At 56.6% G+C, this 15566-nt stretch carries 14 protein-coding genes; 5 read left to right on the forward strand and 9 right to left on the reverse strand.

Features of this window, described 5'->3' with window-relative positions; translation table 11 throughout:
• Positions 1–170 precede the first annotated feature (170 nt).
• The 9 genes from leuD to LBR61_00155 form a co-directional block, all read right to left on the reverse strand.
• Positions 171–668, reverse strand: coding sequence for a 3-isopropylmalate dehydratase small subunit (gene leuD, locus LBR61_00115; GenBank protein ID MDR1730475.1), 498 nt, complete (start codon positions 666–668; stop codon positions 171–173).
• Positions 665–1882: a 3-isopropylmalate dehydratase large subunit gene (locus LBR61_00120; protein MDR1730476.1), complete on the reverse strand. Its 1218-nt coding sequence runs from the start codon at positions 1880–1882 to the stop codon at positions 665–667. Before LBR61_00120 ends, leuD begins: the two co-directional genes overlap by 4 nt.
• 22 nt (positions 1883–1904) lie before the next feature.
• A complete protein-coding gene (locus tag LBR61_00125) occupies positions 1905–3797 on the reverse strand; it encodes an NAD(P)/FAD-dependent oxidoreductase (GenBank protein MDR1730477.1) in 1893 nt (630 codons plus the stop codon).
• Positions 3798–3799: 2 nt separating this feature from the next.
• On the reverse strand, positions 3800–4444 hold the full coding sequence (locus tag LBR61_00130) for a hypothetical protein (protein MDR1730478.1): 645 nt from the start codon (positions 4442–4444) through the stop codon (positions 3800–3802).
• A gap of 13 nt (positions 4445–4457) precedes the next feature.
• Positions 4458–5183, reverse strand: coding sequence for a 4Fe-4S binding protein (locus LBR61_00135; GenBank protein MDR1730479.1), 726 nt, complete (start codon positions 5181–5183; stop codon positions 4458–4460).
• Between the two features lie 2 nt (positions 5184–5185).
• A complete protein-coding gene (locus LBR61_00140; protein ID MDR1730480.1) occupies positions 5186–5869 on the reverse strand; it encodes a GntR family transcriptional regulator in 684 nt (227 codons plus the stop codon).
• A 258-nt stretch (positions 5870–6127) separates the two neighbouring features.
• Positions 6128–8221 carry an ankyrin repeat domain-containing protein gene (locus LBR61_00145; GenBank protein MDR1730481.1) on the reverse strand — a complete coding sequence of 698 codons (2094 nt, stop codon included), beginning with the start codon at positions 8219–8221 and terminating at the stop codon, positions 6128–6130.
• 77 nt (positions 8222–8298) lie between these two features.
• On the reverse strand, positions 8299–8871 hold the full coding sequence (locus tag LBR61_00150) for a flavin reductase family protein (GenBank protein MDR1730482.1): 573 nt from the start codon (positions 8869–8871) through the stop codon (positions 8299–8301).
• A gap of 83 nt (positions 8872–8954) precedes the next feature.
• Positions 8955–10232, reverse strand: coding sequence for an amidohydrolase (locus LBR61_00155; GenBank protein MDR1730483.1), 1278 nt, complete (start codon positions 10230–10232; stop codon positions 8955–8957).
• Positions 10233–10447: 215 nt separating this feature from the next.
• Between LBR61_00155 and LBR61_00160 the strand changes: the two genes are divergently transcribed.
• The 5 genes from LBR61_00160 to LBR61_00180 all read left to right on the forward strand — a co-directional run.
• The gene (locus LBR61_00160) at positions 10448–11338 is read left to right on the forward strand and encodes a 50S ribosomal protein L11 methyltransferase (protein ID MDR1730484.1); all 891 of its coding nucleotides are present in this window, start codon (positions 10448–10450) and stop codon (positions 11336–11338) included.
• Positions 11319–12662: a MiaB/RimO family radical SAM methylthiotransferase gene (locus tag LBR61_00165; protein ID MDR1730485.1), complete on the forward strand. Its 1344-nt coding sequence runs from the start codon at positions 11319–11321 to the stop codon at positions 12660–12662. Before LBR61_00160 ends, LBR61_00165 begins: the two co-directional genes overlap by 20 nt.
• On the forward strand, positions 12650–14209 hold the full coding sequence (locus tag LBR61_00170; protein MDR1730486.1) for an Hsp70 family protein: 1560 nt from the start codon (positions 12650–12652) through the stop codon (positions 14207–14209). The genes LBR61_00165 and LBR61_00170 overlap by 13 nt, the downstream gene beginning before the upstream one ends.
• A 25-nt stretch (positions 14210–14234) precedes the next feature.
• Positions 14235–15278 carry a DnaJ domain-containing protein gene (locus LBR61_00175; GenBank protein MDR1730487.1) on the forward strand — a complete coding sequence of 348 codons (1044 nt, stop codon included), beginning with the start codon at positions 14235–14237 and terminating at the stop codon, positions 15276–15278.
• Between the two features lie 197 nt (positions 15279–15475).
• A partial coding sequence (locus LBR61_00180) for a hypothetical protein (GenBank protein MDR1730488.1) occupies positions 15476–15566 on the forward strand: 91 nt, incomplete at its 3' end.

A 15566-nucleotide genomic window follows, 5' to 3' on the forward strand; every position in this document is an offset into this window, starting at 1 on the left:
ACTGTTACCCTCCTTAAATTTTCTGAGTTCTTCAATAGAATGCGAGAAAGAATACGAGAATGCGCGGATTAAAGGTCAGGATTAAAGTTCAAAGCAAAAAATTCGTTCAATTTTACTGAGTTTCAACAAGACTCGTTTCGATCAGACCTGCTTTGATTTTGCAAAAATGTTTAATTTCCAATTCGTCGTTGGTTCAGCGTGTTGATGAGTCCTCCGTTCAGAAGATATTCCAAAAGGAACGGCGGGAAGGGTTCAAACTTATAAAATGCGCGGTTGTCGTTTTCTTTCATTACAACGATTTCCCCTGACGTTAAATTCACTTCGGCGCGGTCGCCTTCAACGATGGCGTCAACCGCGGCGGGGCAAACAACGGCGGGCAGCCCGATGTTGATGCAGTTTCTAAAAAAAATCCGGGCATAAGATTTGGCGACGATGGCGCCTGTTTCGGCTCCTTTCAGAGCCAGGGGCGCCTGTTCCCGACTGGAGCCGCACCCGAAATTGGATCCGGCTGCCAAAATGTCCCCTCGCGCCAGTCGCCGGGCAAATCCGGGTTTGACGTTCTCCAGAATGTGAAGCCCCAGTTCGGACGGATCCGTCAACACCATATATTGAAACGGCAGGATTTCGTCGGTGGGGACGTTGTCACCCAGCTTCCAGCAGTGATTCATTTTATCTCCCCCCTTTCCGCATTCGTGATATATCCCGCCGCGGCCGAAGCGGCTACGACGGCTGTGCCGGCCAGATAAACGCTCCCTCCGGCGCCCATTCGACCTGCCATATTTCTTGGAGAGTTGGCTATGCACACTTCTCCTTCCGCGAGAATTCCCGCGTCGTGGCCTCCGCAGGCGCCGCAGGCGGGAGAACCGATGATCGCTCCGGCTTCGTGCAGCGTTTCCAGATACCCCAGCGATAACGCCATTCCGTAGATTTTCCTGCTTGCCGGGATAACCAGCAGGCGAACCCCCGGGGCAATCTTTTTATTTTTCAGGACTTCCGAGGCCATTTCTAAATCCCGAAGCAATCCGCCGGCGCAGGAACCTATAAAAGCCTGATCGATGCGAATCTTTTGCGGCGCCGTTTCGCTCAGAGGCCGCACGTTTGTGGGCAGGTCGGGGACAGATACGACAGGCGTCACCGCACTCAGGTCGAAACGCTCCGTTCTTATGTACGCCGCGCCTTCGTCGATTTGATCCCGCCGGACGAAGAGAGCGTTTTTCGCCCCCATCTCCATGGAGAGAACGCAGCACATAAGACGTTCTTCCCGGGACATCGCTTCCGCGCCCTGCCCCTGAAATTCCACCGCGCAGTAATTGGCGCCATCCGGGCCGAGCCTTCCAAGGACCTGCATCATGAGGTCCCGCACTTCGACGTGAGGCGGCAGCTTTCCGTCCAGGATCACCGCCACGGTTTCCGGCACTCGAAACCACAACTTCCCCGTGACCAGAACCGCGGCCATTTCCGTAGCTCCTATGCCCGCAGCGAAGGCTCCTTCCGCTCCTTCTCCTGTGGTATGAGAATCGGTGCCCACCACGATTTGCCCTGGACGCGCCAGTTCTTCTTCCAGCATCACGACATGACTGATGCCCTGTCCGCAGTCGTAAAAGCGGTTTATGCCATGTTCTTTCGCGAAACGTCTCATGAGGCTGTGGTGTTTCGTCGCCTTGATGGACGTGGAGGGACTGTGATGATCGATGAAAAAAACGACGCGTTCCGGCCGCTGAACAACGGCGTCGCGGATTTTGTTAAAATGTCCGATCACCAGGGCGGCGTTATTGTCGTGAATCATCATGCGGTCGACTTCCGCTTCGACGATCTCTCCCGGGTGTACTTTCTCTCTGCCGCATCCTCGAGCCAGAATTTTTTCGGAAACCGTCATCGCCATCGTCGTCGCCTCAGCTCGACCGTCATTCGAACGTCAAATTGACCGTTTTATTGAAGGCGTCGTGAATCGCGTCCATGGCGTCACCCGATGTTTCGGCGTTGCCCACCAGCAGCGTTTGTATGCCTTTTTTTTGAAACTTTTGAATAAACTCCGGACTGGCCGGCTTGTAGCCGCAGGCCAGAATGTACCGGAACCTGCCGTCGATGCGCCGTTCCGTTCCATCTTCGCCCCTGATGGTCAATCCCTCGCCGTCGACGCTCTGAACCGTACTGTGGCGTACAACCTCGATGCCGGTTTTGTCGAAACGGTTCTTCATGAAATGCCACCGCGCTACGCCCAAAGTGGCGACAGGCTCCCGCGGATCGTTGCCGACAAGTATCGCTTTTTTCCCATTCTCCAGAATCGTGTCCGCAACTTCGTACCCCACGATGCCGTCTCCGATAACCACATAACTGTCTCCGTCCCACCGGTCGTGAGAGGCGTCGTCGATAAACTCCAAAGCGCTGCAGACTCTGGCGTCTGTAACGCGAATGGGGGGACGAATCGCCGTTCCTCCCACGGCCAGCACGATGAGATCCCACTGCCCCGGCGGCACGTCGTCTACGGTCGTATTGAGCTCGAATTTTACCCCCTGGAGAGGAAGTATTTTTTCATAATATTCGATAACGTTCATGTAGGATTGCTTGCCCGGCGCTTTGGCCGCCCAATAGAAGGTTCCGCCCAGTCTCGGTTCCTTTTCGAAAATTGTCACATCGTGTCCCCGCTGAGAAAGGATGTTCGCGGCCTCCAGTCCGGCGACGCCGCCGCCGATGACGGCGACGTTCCGTTTTTGCGCGTCCGGCCGAATATCGAGAAGCTCTTCGCGGCCGAGCGATGGATTTTGCAGACAGGCCGCCATGGACTTGTTCTGCTCTCTGCGGGTGCGGCAACCCTGATTGCAGCCGATGCACTTACGAACAGGGTAGTCCTTTTTCCCCACAGACTCCACCCAACGGGGTTCCGCCAGCGTCGTGCGCGCCACGGCGATGAAGTCGGCCTCTCCCTTTTCGATCATGCTTTCGCCCACTTCCCAGTCGACGATGCGACCCACGACGATCACGGGGATCTTCAGCCCTTCTTTCAGGCATCTCCCCATCCAGGCCAGATGTCCCTGCTGAACCTCCGAAGGGGGGCATTCCCACTCTTCGCTTTCCGGCATTCCGGAGGAAACGTGGATGGCGTCGGCTCCGGCGTCCTGAACGAGCTGACAAATTTTCAAAGACGCGGGCAGCTCGCGACCGCCTGGAATGCGCTCTTCGCCGCTGATGCGCAGAATGACCGGAAAATCCTTACCGCAAAGCTCTTTCATGCGGGAAATCATTTCCGTGACCGTTCTGGCGCAGTTCTCAAGGCTGCCCCCGTATTGGTCCGTCCGCGTATTCAAAAGCTCCGAGAGAAGCAGCGCCACTTCATGGCCGTGAGCGCCGTGAATTTCCACTCCGTCGAAGCCCGCCTTTTGAGCGCGTCGGGCTCCCTCTGCATAGGATTCAATGAGTTGTTTAATTTCCTCTGTGCTCAGGTCAAAAGGAGATTCCGTGAAGTCCTTCCGACCGAACTGAATGCCCGAGGGGTGAATTTGGCAGAACGCCTTCGCGCCTCTTCCATGGAGGGCGTCCAGCAGCGGTTTCCATTGAGCGATGCGGGAGTCGTCCGCCAGAGAACCCCGCGCCCTTTTATTCGCTCCGTGAGGATTGGCCGGAATGATGAAAGCCCCCATGCCGGCTTTGGCCCGGCTGTCGAAAAAAGCGATCATACGGTCCGTTACCTCACCGTCTTTGCCGGAGAAGTACAGGCACATGGAGGAGGTGAAAATCCGGTTCCTGATCTCCACCGGTCCAATCCTGGCGGGAGTCAGTAATTTAGGAAAATTTTCCATTTTTACGCTTCCTCCGCGTTCTGCTCAGGCATTTTCCGAAACTTTCCGGCGCAGCGACTGGTGTTGAAGATGCCGCAGGTGCAGGGTTTGGAAATAATCAAAGCGGCGTCTTCGGGAGAGAGTTTGCCGCTTTTCACCTTTTGGGAGACGTCCCGGACAAGGTTTCGGGAAATCAGGGAATGTCCGCACATCGTCATCATCTCCATGACGTCGTCCTCGGGCAGCGTTTCTGTTTTTCCGTAAATGCCAAGAGAAATCAGAGCGGTATGGGGTTTCAGCCCACATTCGTGAGCGATGCGAATCACCTCATCAATCAGGCCGCTCACCACCATCGAAATGCCCAACGCGGCCTCTTTGGCCTTCATCAGGACGCCTTTGACCGCCTCTCGATCGTCGAAGACAGCGATGATGCCGTAAGCATGATCCAGTGTTTTCGCGTATTCCTCGGGTTTCAGTCCGGCGGCGAAACTTTTCCCCGAGTGGCTGGAGCCAAAATTGACCACTTTTTCCGAGGTGAAAATAGAGAGAATTTTGCGCAGTTTTTCGCCGCAGTTCTCCCTGTTGACCCCTCTGGCGGCCCGGGCGTAAATACAAAAATCGTTTTTGAGGCTTTCGGCCGAACCGTAGCGATGCAGCGAATGACTCATGGTAATCCCTCCCTTATCTGTCCACCAGAGGACGTCCAAGTCCCACGTTGATCTTCGCGTTGGGACGCACAAAAAGTCCCATGGCTTTCAATTTATCGATGACGGGCAGCGTCGAATCCTCGGCGAAACGCGTCACCAGTCCCACAGAAACAACGGTGTCGAGCTCTTTAAGACGAGGAAGGATCGCGTTTAAAATACTTTCCAGTTCCTCGGCCCTGTCTATGCGGATTTCCAGTATTCCGGAAAGAATTTTTTCGTTGAGAAACTCCGGTTTGAACTCTCCGGACATGTCCTCTTTCAGCAGGCCGAACAGGGGATTGTCCTCCAGAATGGAGATGTTCAGCGAACGCACGAGTTTGGTGACCTTCTCGATCTCGGAGATGCGCGTTCCCGTTCCCGGACGGCCGAACTCCAGAAGCAAACCGTATTCGCCTTTGCCGAATTTGCCCGTCACGTCGTTTGTTTTGGCCTCTTCCGTGCCACGTCCCCATGCCTTGAGCTTCGGATGTTCCACGCCGGGGTCGCTGAACTGCATACGGATCGCCCGAGGGTAGTCGAAAGATTCTTTGGGCATGTAAATCGCTTTCATCGGGCATACATCGGCGCGCAGACACACCCCGCATTCGACGCATTCGTCCTGATCAATCTTCGCCTTTTTCCCCTCGGCCACAATGCTGCTCACGGGACAATACGGAACGCAGGCTTTGCAGCCAACGCATTTATCAGCATCGATCTTCACGGTCAATCCGCCTCCTCTTCATTTTCAAAAGTTTTTTCAACCAAAGCGATATTGTTCAGAATCGCTTCTTTGCGTATTCTTTCTGCGCTGACCGCGTCGCCGTCCTCAATGGAGCGGATCAGCTCTTCGTGTTTCCTGACGGATTCCTGAGATTTTCCGGTATTGGCCAAAATTCTTGCTCTGTACCTCATGGTTTGTTTATTGAAGCGTTCCAGCATTTCGATGAGCAATTCGTTTCCGCAGGAAGAAATCAGGGTCTCGTGGAATTGAACGTTGTAAGTCCAGTAGTCCCTGACATTGCCGTCTGTCACGGCTTTTTTCATTTTTTCATGGATGCTCCGGAGATCCCGGGCCAGGTCTTTACCTCTGACCCTGACGGCCAAAAAAGTGGCGAGGCTTTCAAGGTTTGCCCGGATCGTATAAATGTCGATCGCCTCTTTGCGGGTGAGTTTCGATACAAAAACGCCCTTGCGCGCTTTATTCGTCAAAAAACCCTGATTTTCAAGAATGCGAAAAGCCTCTCTCAGGGGCGAACGGCTGACCTCAAGCATGTCGCACATGGCCTGTTCCGTGAGACGCTCCCCCGGTTTCAGTTCATCATTGATGATACGATCTTCGATGTTTTCCACGATGGTCTGCACAAGACTTTTATGCAAAAGCCCCGGCGTTGATTCGGATAACGGCATGGCAGTCTGTTCACTCCCTGCGTTTTGTATACAATCATACAATATGATTGTCATAATAAAAGACGCATATCTTTTTGTCAAGAGAATCATCAGATTTGTGTCACCAGATTTGCTTTGTTTTGTATGGAAAAATTCGCTTTGATAAAAATAAAAACGCCGAAAAGGAATTTCTTCGGTTGAGGAAGATTTCCTTTTCGGCGCGAGGATTTGGAAGAATCGGTCAAAGTCGGGGAGAGCTTCGAATGAAAAGCAGGAGTATTATTTTTTACTGTTTTTCGATTTTGCTTCTTCGATGAGATTTTTGCTCTCCGTGGAGTTTTTGAGCAGGGCATATTCGTAGGCGCTTCTGCCGGTGTTATCCGCGATGACGAAGCTCGCCCCCGCAGCCAGAAGCGTGCGCACGGCTTCCGTGTTATTGTAGGAAGCGGCCACCATCAGGGGCGTCGTCCCTCCGCTGTCGGGAATGTCCACAGGGCAGCCCTTTTCCAGAAGCAGCTGAATGATTCCTGAACCATCCTCGGTTCGCGCGGCAAAGTGCAGGGGAGTCCATCCCACCATGTCCCTGGCTTTGAAGTCCGCTCCGGCGTCGAGAAGACGTCCCGCCGTTTCTTCTTTTCCCCGAAGCGCGGCCTGCATCAGCGGAGTGGCGTGGGTGTAATCGACCGTGTTGACGTTCGCTCCGGCCTCGATGAGAAAGTCGATAGTTTCCAGGTCCTCTTCCCGGGACAGAATGGACTGGACGAGAGGTGTGGCCCCATCCAGATCCTTCGCCTCCAGATCGGCGCTGAGAGCCGTCAGGCTTTGCAGTGCCTCCATGTTGCCCACGGAAGCGGCGATCATGAGGGGGTTCAGCCCTTCCACGTTCTTTTGATCGACAGAAGCGCCGGAGTCGACCAGAATCCTGAAAATATCGGAATTTTCCGCTCTCTGGGCAGCCAGCATAAGGGGCGTCAGACCATCCCATGTGCCAAGGTTGGGATCGGCCCCTCTTTCCAGCAGGACTTTGATGGAAGGGGCGTCTTCCGCACCCACCGCGCCCATGAGGGCGGTTACGGTGTCCAGCGACTGCTGATTGGGGTTGCCTCCGAGGTCGAGGATATTTTTGAGGGTCTCCGGTTCGGCTTTGGAATCGATGGCGATCATCAGAGGGGTGAGCCCCCGGCGGGTGGTCTCGTTGATATCGGCTCCCGATCCGATCAGCAATTCAAAAATTTCCCTGGGGGCTCCTTTTGCGACGGCGTGCATCAGCGGCGTCCAGGAGTTGCGGTCTCTCATGTTCGCTTTGGCTCCCGCGCTCAAAAGATACCGAACCGCCGCCACGTTCTTCTGCCGGCAGGCCTCCGTCAGGGGAGTGGTCAGGGACGAGTCCAGCGCGTTGGGACTGGCTCCCGCTTCAATCAGGACTTTCAGAACGTCCGGAGACGTTCCCTCCCTGGCGGCTGCCAGGAGAATGGCGCTTCTGTTCTGGTCGTCCTCGGCTTTGACGTCGGCTCTGCCCTCCAGAAAGAGGTTCGCCGTCTCCGCGCCGGCTCCCACGGAAATCGCAGTCATCAGAGGCGTATAACGGTTCTTCCCCCGGATGTTGACGTCCGCTCCGGCTTCAATCAGAAGGCGAATTACTTCGGCTTTCGGTTTTTCCGACGCCACGAGCAGAGGCGTGAAGCCATCGGTATTCGCCTCGTCCACTTTCGCCCCGGAGTCCAGCAGCAGCTGGACGATCTGCCCGGCGGAACGGGCTGCGGCAAGCCACAGAGGCGTCCGTCCGCTCCTGTCTCGAACGTTGGGAAGAGCGCCGTTTCTCAGAAGAACGGCGGTTACCTCCGGGGATGAGTTGGAAGCGGCGGCCAGGCTGAGGGGAGTGCGTCCCTGGCTGTCGGAGGAATTCACCGGACTTCCGGCTTTCAAAATCGCTTCGGTGATTCGGGGATGAGGATTATAGGCGGCCGCCAGCATCAGAGGCGTCAGCTTTTCGAGTCCCTCCGCGGTCAGAGAAGCGCCCTTCTTCACGAGAATATCCACCATTTCCGGATCAGAAGCGTGTTCGGCCACGATGTGGATTGGCCGGTTGCCGCTGGGGAAAACCACGTCCGCCGATGACTCCTGAAGAATGCGCTCCAGATCCTGAGGCGTCCCGGAGGTGCAAATACTTTCCAGATCGACGGCGCTGACCTCTTTGACCGCGGCCTGCACAGCCTTCGTGAGACAAAACGTCGCCAGAACCAGCAGAACCGCAGCGACGCATTTTTTCGTCCATTTCCAGAATTTTGTAAGCGAAACGGCCCGGCAGTCAAACATTTCTGCCGATACCGTTTTTGAATCTTCCCGCTTCAGATTTTCAACTTTACACTTCAAATCCTTATTCACTTCAAATTGGGATAACCCCGTCATTAACTGTATCCTCCCGTATTTCCTGTTTACGTATTCTCCGTTTATCCACGATTCAGTTTTTTCCCGCTGCTGAAGCTGGGCCCCAGAGCTTCGGCGAGGCCGTAGTATTCCCCGCTCAGAATGAACGCGAGAGGGTCCATTTTTTTCACGTCCGGTTTTCCCGTTTCCTGGAGAACGGCGCTTTCCATCCATGTGGCCGCAATTTCCCCCAGAAACAGGTCGTGGCTTCCCAGTTCCAGAGTGTGGGCCAGGCGACACTCCATGGATACGGGGAATTCCTGCACGAGGGGAACGTTCAGAACCTCTCCTCGAACGGGCGTCAGGCGAGTGTCGCTGAATTTGTCCACGTCTTTTCCCGACGCAATGCCGCAGTAATCCGTCTCGACGAGGTATTTTGCCGAGGGGATGTTCACGCTGAACACCTTCTGTTCCACAATGGCGGCGTGGGTATAACGGCTTTTGCGGAGGGAAATCTGGATCATCGGCGGTTCGGAGCAGCAGATTCCCGTCCAGGCCAGAGTGGCCAGATTGGGCCTGCCGTTTTTGTCATAAGTGCCGACGACCACGATGGGAGTTGGGTAAAGACCCAGTTTGGGGCCCAGGTTTTTTTTCATGATTCAACACCTCCTGCATGTTCTCTCTGTTCGACGGATTCGCGGGATTTTTCCATGGGTCTTTGGATCTTCCGAGCTTTCCATCAGCCCGCGAGTTTTTCCACAATGGCCACCAGGGCTTTGACGCCTTTGAGCATGCTGCTTTCGTCTACGTCGAAGCCTCCGTTGTGGTGCGGCGCGGCAATGTCGGAGCCCAGCGCCAGATAGGTCGCCTGTCCTCCCTGCTCCTGAACGCGGCGCATCATCCAGGTCGCGTCCTCGCTGCCTCCTCCCTGAACGGTTTCCCGGATTTCTTTGAAGCAGCCCAGTTCCTGTATCGCCTCCCTGACTTTCGCCACCAGCGGAGCGTCTCCCGACGCGTTTGTCCCTTCGCCGGTTTTTATCACCCGAACCTCCGTTTCGTACATGGCGGCCGCGCCCTTCAGAATCTCCTGAGCGCGTTTGTAGACGTAGTCGGAAATTTCCTGCGTCTCTCCCCGGGTTTCAGCCTTCATAAAGGCCGACCCCGCGATGACGTTGCGCCCCGTTCCGGCGTTCAGGACTCCCACGTTGACCCGCATCGATCCGTCGCTGTGGGGAGCGATTCCGTGGAGGGCCAGGGCTGCGGAGGCGGCGGCCAGAAGCGCGTTGTGCCCTTTGTGCGGAGCTCCCGCGGCGTGGGCGGGTTTTCCGGTGATTTCCACGTCGAATTTCGTGGTGCAGAGATACCCCAGGGAGTTCAGCCCGAAAACACCGGAGGGAACCCCACCGCCGATGTGCATGGCCAAAAAGTAATCCGACCCGTCGACGACGCCTTTGCGCATCATGGCGTAGGCCCCTCGGCACCCCTCTTCGCCGGGCTGGAAAATCAGGCGGATTTCCCCTTTGAGGGAATCTTTTCTTTCCATCAGGATTTGAGCGACGCCAAGGCCCATGGCGGTGTGGGTGTCGTGACCGCAGGCGTGGGTCAGCAGAGCGTTGACGCTGGCGAAGCCCTCCCGGGCTGGACGATGGTCGGCCTCCGTGGATTCGTTCACGTCGACGCAGTCCATGTCGAAACGAACGGAGATCACAGGGCCGGGCCGTCCTGTTTGAAGCGTCGCGACGACGCCCGGGTAGCGTTTCATTTCATTGATCCGCGCCTCGCTGCCGCCCTGAGCTATTGCCCGTTGAATCTGAGCGTCGATTTCCTCCTCGGAGGGGCGTCCCATTACCGCGTCGGGGTCGATCGTGTCCCGTCCGGTTTTGATGTTCCAGCCCATTTTCGTCAGGCGGTCCGCAACGAGAGAAGAAGTGCGGAACTCCGTCCAGGCGCTTTCCGGGTATTTATGAAGATCCCTGCGTATCGAAATCAGTTCTCGTTCCAGCTTCTCCCAGTCCATGATGAACACCTCTTTTTTTGATAATGTTAAGAGTATAGTATATCGCAGTCGTTTTGCGGCACGCAGACTTATTCTCCGGACGGGAATTTCGGAAGCTTTGTTTGCGGTTTTGCAAAATCCGTCATTTTTCGAATAGACGAATACTGTAATATATATGATAAGTAAGTGTAAACATTACGGAGTGTCTCGGGGATACCCGCAGGAGGTGAACGGCTTTGGATCACGCATCGGAGGACAGTTTCTGGTGGAGTATAGACCTTGAGGCCGCGATACCGGGAGTTGCCGGGGAAATGCTCATGTCCCTGGCGGATTGTTCCGGCTCTATTGGCGCGGAATTTGTAACAGAGGGAGAAAGTCCGACTCTCAGAGCCTTTTATAGAAGTTCGGAACCTCTCGAATACTGGTTTTCGGTCTTGAACGAAATCATAAAAAATCCGGAGGGCAGTTTTTCCGGAGCGCGGATTTGTTCCTACGCAAGGGTGGAGAATCGTCCCTGGGGGACGCTGCACCTGGAGGCCTTCCCCCCGCTTCCGGTGGGAGCGAACCTCGTCGTTATGGCCCCCTGGCACAGGGGGAAGGAACCGGGAGGGAGACTTCCTCTCTATATTTATCCAGGCTCGGCGTTTGGAACGGGATACCATGAGAGCACCCAGATCGCCCTGACGTTTGTCGAGCGTTTCGTCAAAAAGGATGCCAGCGTCATCGATATTGGCGCGGGGTCCGGGGTACTTTTTATCGCGGCGCTGAAACTCGGCGCCCGGTCTGCTCTGGCTCGGGACCTGGACCCGGCGGTCATCGCCGAGATCATGCGCAATATGGAACTGAACGACCTGTCCCCGAAGCTCTGCAACCTGGCGGTGGGGGACCTTCTGAAGGGCATCGAGGAAAAGGCGGATCTTTTGATGGCCAATATCCTTCTGGAGCCGAACCTTCGTCTTCTTTCCGACGTGGGCCGTGTGCTCCGGCCAGGAGGCACGGCGGTCTTTTCGGGGATGACGGTGAAGGAACGTCCCAGGTTTCTCTCCGCCCTTTCCGGCAGCGGGCTGTCTCTGGTGGCGGAACTGACGAAAAACGAATGGTGGGGCTGTGCTGCAGGATCGAAATAAAAGTACCGGCGGCCTTCTGGGCCTTGGAGTGTGGGTTTACGTTTTGGGGTGCCGCTCGAACCTCTACGAAGGCGAGGCTCTGGCGGGAGAACTGGAGCGGAGAGGGGCCGTGATTTTTGACAAACCGGAGGGATGCCGCGCCGCGGTAATTGTCAGCTGCGCGGTTACGGCCACAGCCGATAAGAAATGCCGACAGGCCGTGCGCCGCGCCCGGCGGACTGTTGGGGAAGAGGGAGTGGTGGCGGTCTGCGGTTGCTGGGCGCAGGGCATTTCCCTGAATGAAGCCAGAGATCTGGGAATCGACATTCTTGTGGGCAATCGCCTGAAAAACGCGCTGCCCGACAGTCTGGAGGAATCGATGTCCCGTCGTCCGGCCGTACCGGTGGATATGCGTCTGGATCTGAGAACCGACCGGGTATGGGATTCTCTTTCTCTGGATCATCCCGTTCTGCGTTCCCGGGCTTTTCTGAAGGTGCAGGAGGGATGCGACCGTTTTTGCTCCTACTGTATCATTCCGTTTCTGCGGGGCCGTTCCACAAGCCGTCCCCCGGAGGATACGCTGAACGAAGCGAGGCGGGTGACGGCGGCGGGATGCTCGGAGATCGTTTTGACGGGAATCCACCTTGGAGTCTATGGACGGGATCGTCAGACGTCTCTGGCCGAACTGGTGCGAAATCTCTCCGGAGTCCCGGGTTTACGGCGTTTGAGGCTGGGATCTCTGGAGCCCTTCGCTCTGGATGAAGAGCTCCTGGACGCTCTGGCGGAGTCGCCCGTTTTTTGTCCGCATCTGCATCTTCCCTTCCAGAGCGGCGACGATGAAATTCTTGCGCGTATGAGGCGCGGGCACACGGCGGATGATTTTGCCCGGCTCTGCGACCAGGCCCGCCGGAAGCTGGGAGACGATCTGCACATCAGCGGCGACGCTCTCGTGGCGTTTCCCGGCGAGAGCGAGAAGGCCTTTCAGGCCACGCTGAACCTGATGAAGCGGGTAAATCTGGGGAGGGTTCACGTCTTCCCGTTTTCTCCCCGAAGAGGAACGGCGGCCGCCTCCTTTCCCGACCGTATTCCTTCCGGCGTCGCGGCCGAACGGGTGACGGCCGCCATGGAGCTGGGCGGGGATTTGCTGGGGCGTTACGCGTCCCGCTTTGTGGGGAAGACGGTGTCGGTGCTTTATGGTTATACGAGACATTTTCTCACGTTTGCCCTGGAATCTTCGGAGCCGGACGCTGTATCGGGCTGTTCAGGAGAGATTGACGGCAGGCGGGAAATCGAGGTTCGGGTTATGGGCTGTTTGGAAGGAGAACTTCAGGTATGTCGGATCTGAAAGACGGCGTGACCATCGGAATAGACCTGGGCACAAGGAACGCTCTTTGCGCCTGCGTCGACGAGGGAGGACGCCCGATGTTGATTCGCAATCGACGGGGACGTTTTCAGACTCCCTCCGTGGTCAGCTGGGACAACGGCTGGCTTGTGGGGGAGGATGCCATTCGTTTTTCCCTTCTGAGCGACCGCCCCGTATGGTGGGACATCAAACGCAGGGTAGGAAGCGGTTTTCGAGCCCGCTGCAACGGACGGGAGTATACGGCGGAGGAGCTCCTGGTTCCGCTGTTTTCCGTTCTGAGGGAAGACGCGGAAGCCTTTAAGGGAGAGTTCATCTCCTCCTGCGTGCTGGCTGTCCCCGCCTGTTTCACTCTTCTTCAGAGGGAGGCTCTCTCTCGTTCGGCGGAGGCGGCCGGACTTCACGAGACGCGAATCATCAGCGAGCCTACGGCCGCCGCTCTGGCGTTTGGCGGCGAGGGGCGCTTCCTGGTTCTGGATTTTGGGGCCGGGACCGTGGACGTTTCCGTGGTGGAGAGCGAGGATGGGGTCTGGCAGGTGCTGGAAAGCACGGGAGCCACCTCCGTCGGAGGGTACGACTTCGACCTCGCTCTGGCGGAATGGCTGAGAGAACGGCTGTGCATCGCTCCCCTGTCCAGAGAAGACCCGGTGTGGCGCACTCTGGTTCTGGAGGCCGAAACGATCAAGATCACGCTTTCCGGCTGTCGAAGCTGTTCCTGGACGCCGCCGCCCCTTCAGGGCCGGGAATATCCCCCGTTTCAAATCGAGCGGGAAGAACTGGAGCGTCTGATGCGTTTTTCAATCCGGCGGGTGGTTCATCTCGTCAACAGACTCTGGGATCGTTACGAACCGGAGCGTCTGCTTCTCGTGGGCGGATCCAGCCGGATTCCTCTGCTGCGGGAGATTCTGGAGAAGGAAACGGCGGTTCCGGAACGCCTGAGTCTTTGCGCCGAAGAATCCATTGCTCTGGGAGCCGCGCTCTGCGCAAGCGCGGGGAAGGAGCGTCTGCTTCTGGACGTGCTGTCCAGCGACGTGGGATTCATACGAGGAGGAGAAGCCACCGTTCTGATCGCGGCGGGGACGCCTCTCCCGTTTTCGGCGAAGGCCTCCTTTGTCCCGAAGCGCTCGGAAAAGGCGAGTCTGTCGATTTTTCAGGACAGAGGCGATCTGAAGTCCGAAAGAGCGATTCTCTCCGCGGTGGATTTCGACGCCAGAGCGGGGGAAGAGGTGAGCGTCAGCTGCGTTCTCGACACGTCGGGACTGCTGCGGCTTTCTCTGGGAAACGGCCGGACGGCCATCGACGTTCCTCTCATTCCGCCGGGACAGAAGTCGAACGTGTCCCCTGAGGGTCGGCGTCAGCAGCTGCGCAGGCTGAAACTGCGCCTCACTCCGCTGGAGATACTGCTCTCCGTGTCCCAGCAGGACCGGCTGCACAACCTGGTGAGTCAGATAGAAAATGCTGGAAACGACAACATTCCGATCGAAATTTTGGAGGATCTTGTCAACGATCTGGAAGCTGTGTTATCCTCATGAAAAGGCATGATTGAAAGGTTTAGAGATGGAAATCTCCTCTGAAATCGTTCGCAGTTTACGAATATTGGGCCTCTCGTCCGATGCGACGGCCGTGGACGTGCGACGGGCGTTTCGTCGTCTGGCGAAGACCTGCCACCCGGACGTGGTGGGCAGACGGGGCGCCCGGCGGTTCGAGCAGATCGCGGGAGCTTACGCTTTTTTGCGCAGTCTGCCGCCGGAGCAGTTCCCGAAGGATGTTCCGGAGCCGGTGGAAAAGACCCCTTCACCGAACGATAAATCCGAAAAAAAGGTTTCCGGGTGGTACAGTCCCTTGTTTTGGCGTCGCATATTTCGGGAGCGGTCCGTGGCGAAAGAAGGACAAACTCCGCGAATCGCCCGGGATATGGAGGAAAAAAACAGGCAGGCGCGGGAATTTCGCATAGAACAGGTTCTTTCCCGGGGAGAGCGGACTTTGGGGGAGGTTCTGTCCCGTATGAGGGAACAAAATCGGGAGGTCGACACCCGGGATCTGGTTTTGCGTCTCCTGAGCGATGTGCCGGATGTGAGGCGCCTGGCTCTCTCCCGGCTGGGGGACCTGTCCAATCGGAAAGAGGTTCTGGACGCTTTGGTGGCTCTCCTTTCCCGATGGGAAATCGATGAAAAAACGGCTTTTCAGGTGATGTCGCTGCCTCTGGAACCGAAGAACTGCCGGAAGCTGACGGAGGCTTTGACGGAAAGAGCCTCCGCCCTGCCGGACTCTCTGCTGATTTTTCTTCTGCATCTGAGAGGCCCCGGGTCGGTCAGTCGGGAGCTTCTGGAGCGTTATGTCCGCAACGCGAGCGCGGGAGGCGTTGTTCTGATCCTTCGATACTGGCCGTCGGCGCCTTTTCCCTTTATTTCTCCGGAGACGCTGAGGGTGCTTCTGGCCCGGGAGGATGAAGCCGTTCTCGTTCCCCTGCTTGCCACGCTGAAACAGCGCGCCGTTCCCTGTCTGCCCTGGGGGGAAGAACGCCTGAAGTCCCTTTTGTCTCACCCCGGCGTCGCCGTGCGTGTATGGGCAAAATCTCTTCTTCCCCAAAAAACCGGGTAATTTCCCTCATTTTGATGCCGGCTTCGAAACACCGCGCCGAGGAAACCGCATGGGATTGTGATGAAACGTGGCGACATAAAACGTCGGGATTATTGTAGAATGTATTTTTTTTGTTAAAATATACAGGCTTTCAAAGAACTTCGAACCGTGGGTCGACATCTGCCCCCGGAGAAGAGAACAAACGGGAGGGACATGTTATGGCGAAGGAAAAATTTGATCGTAACAAGCCGCACTTGAATATTGGAACGATCGGACATATCGACCACGGAAAGACGACGCTGACGGCGG

It is taken from the genome of Synergistaceae bacterium (assembly GCA_031272035.1).
Classification (GTDB): domain Bacteria; phylum Synergistota; class Synergistia; order Synergistales; family Aminobacteriaceae; genus JAISSA01.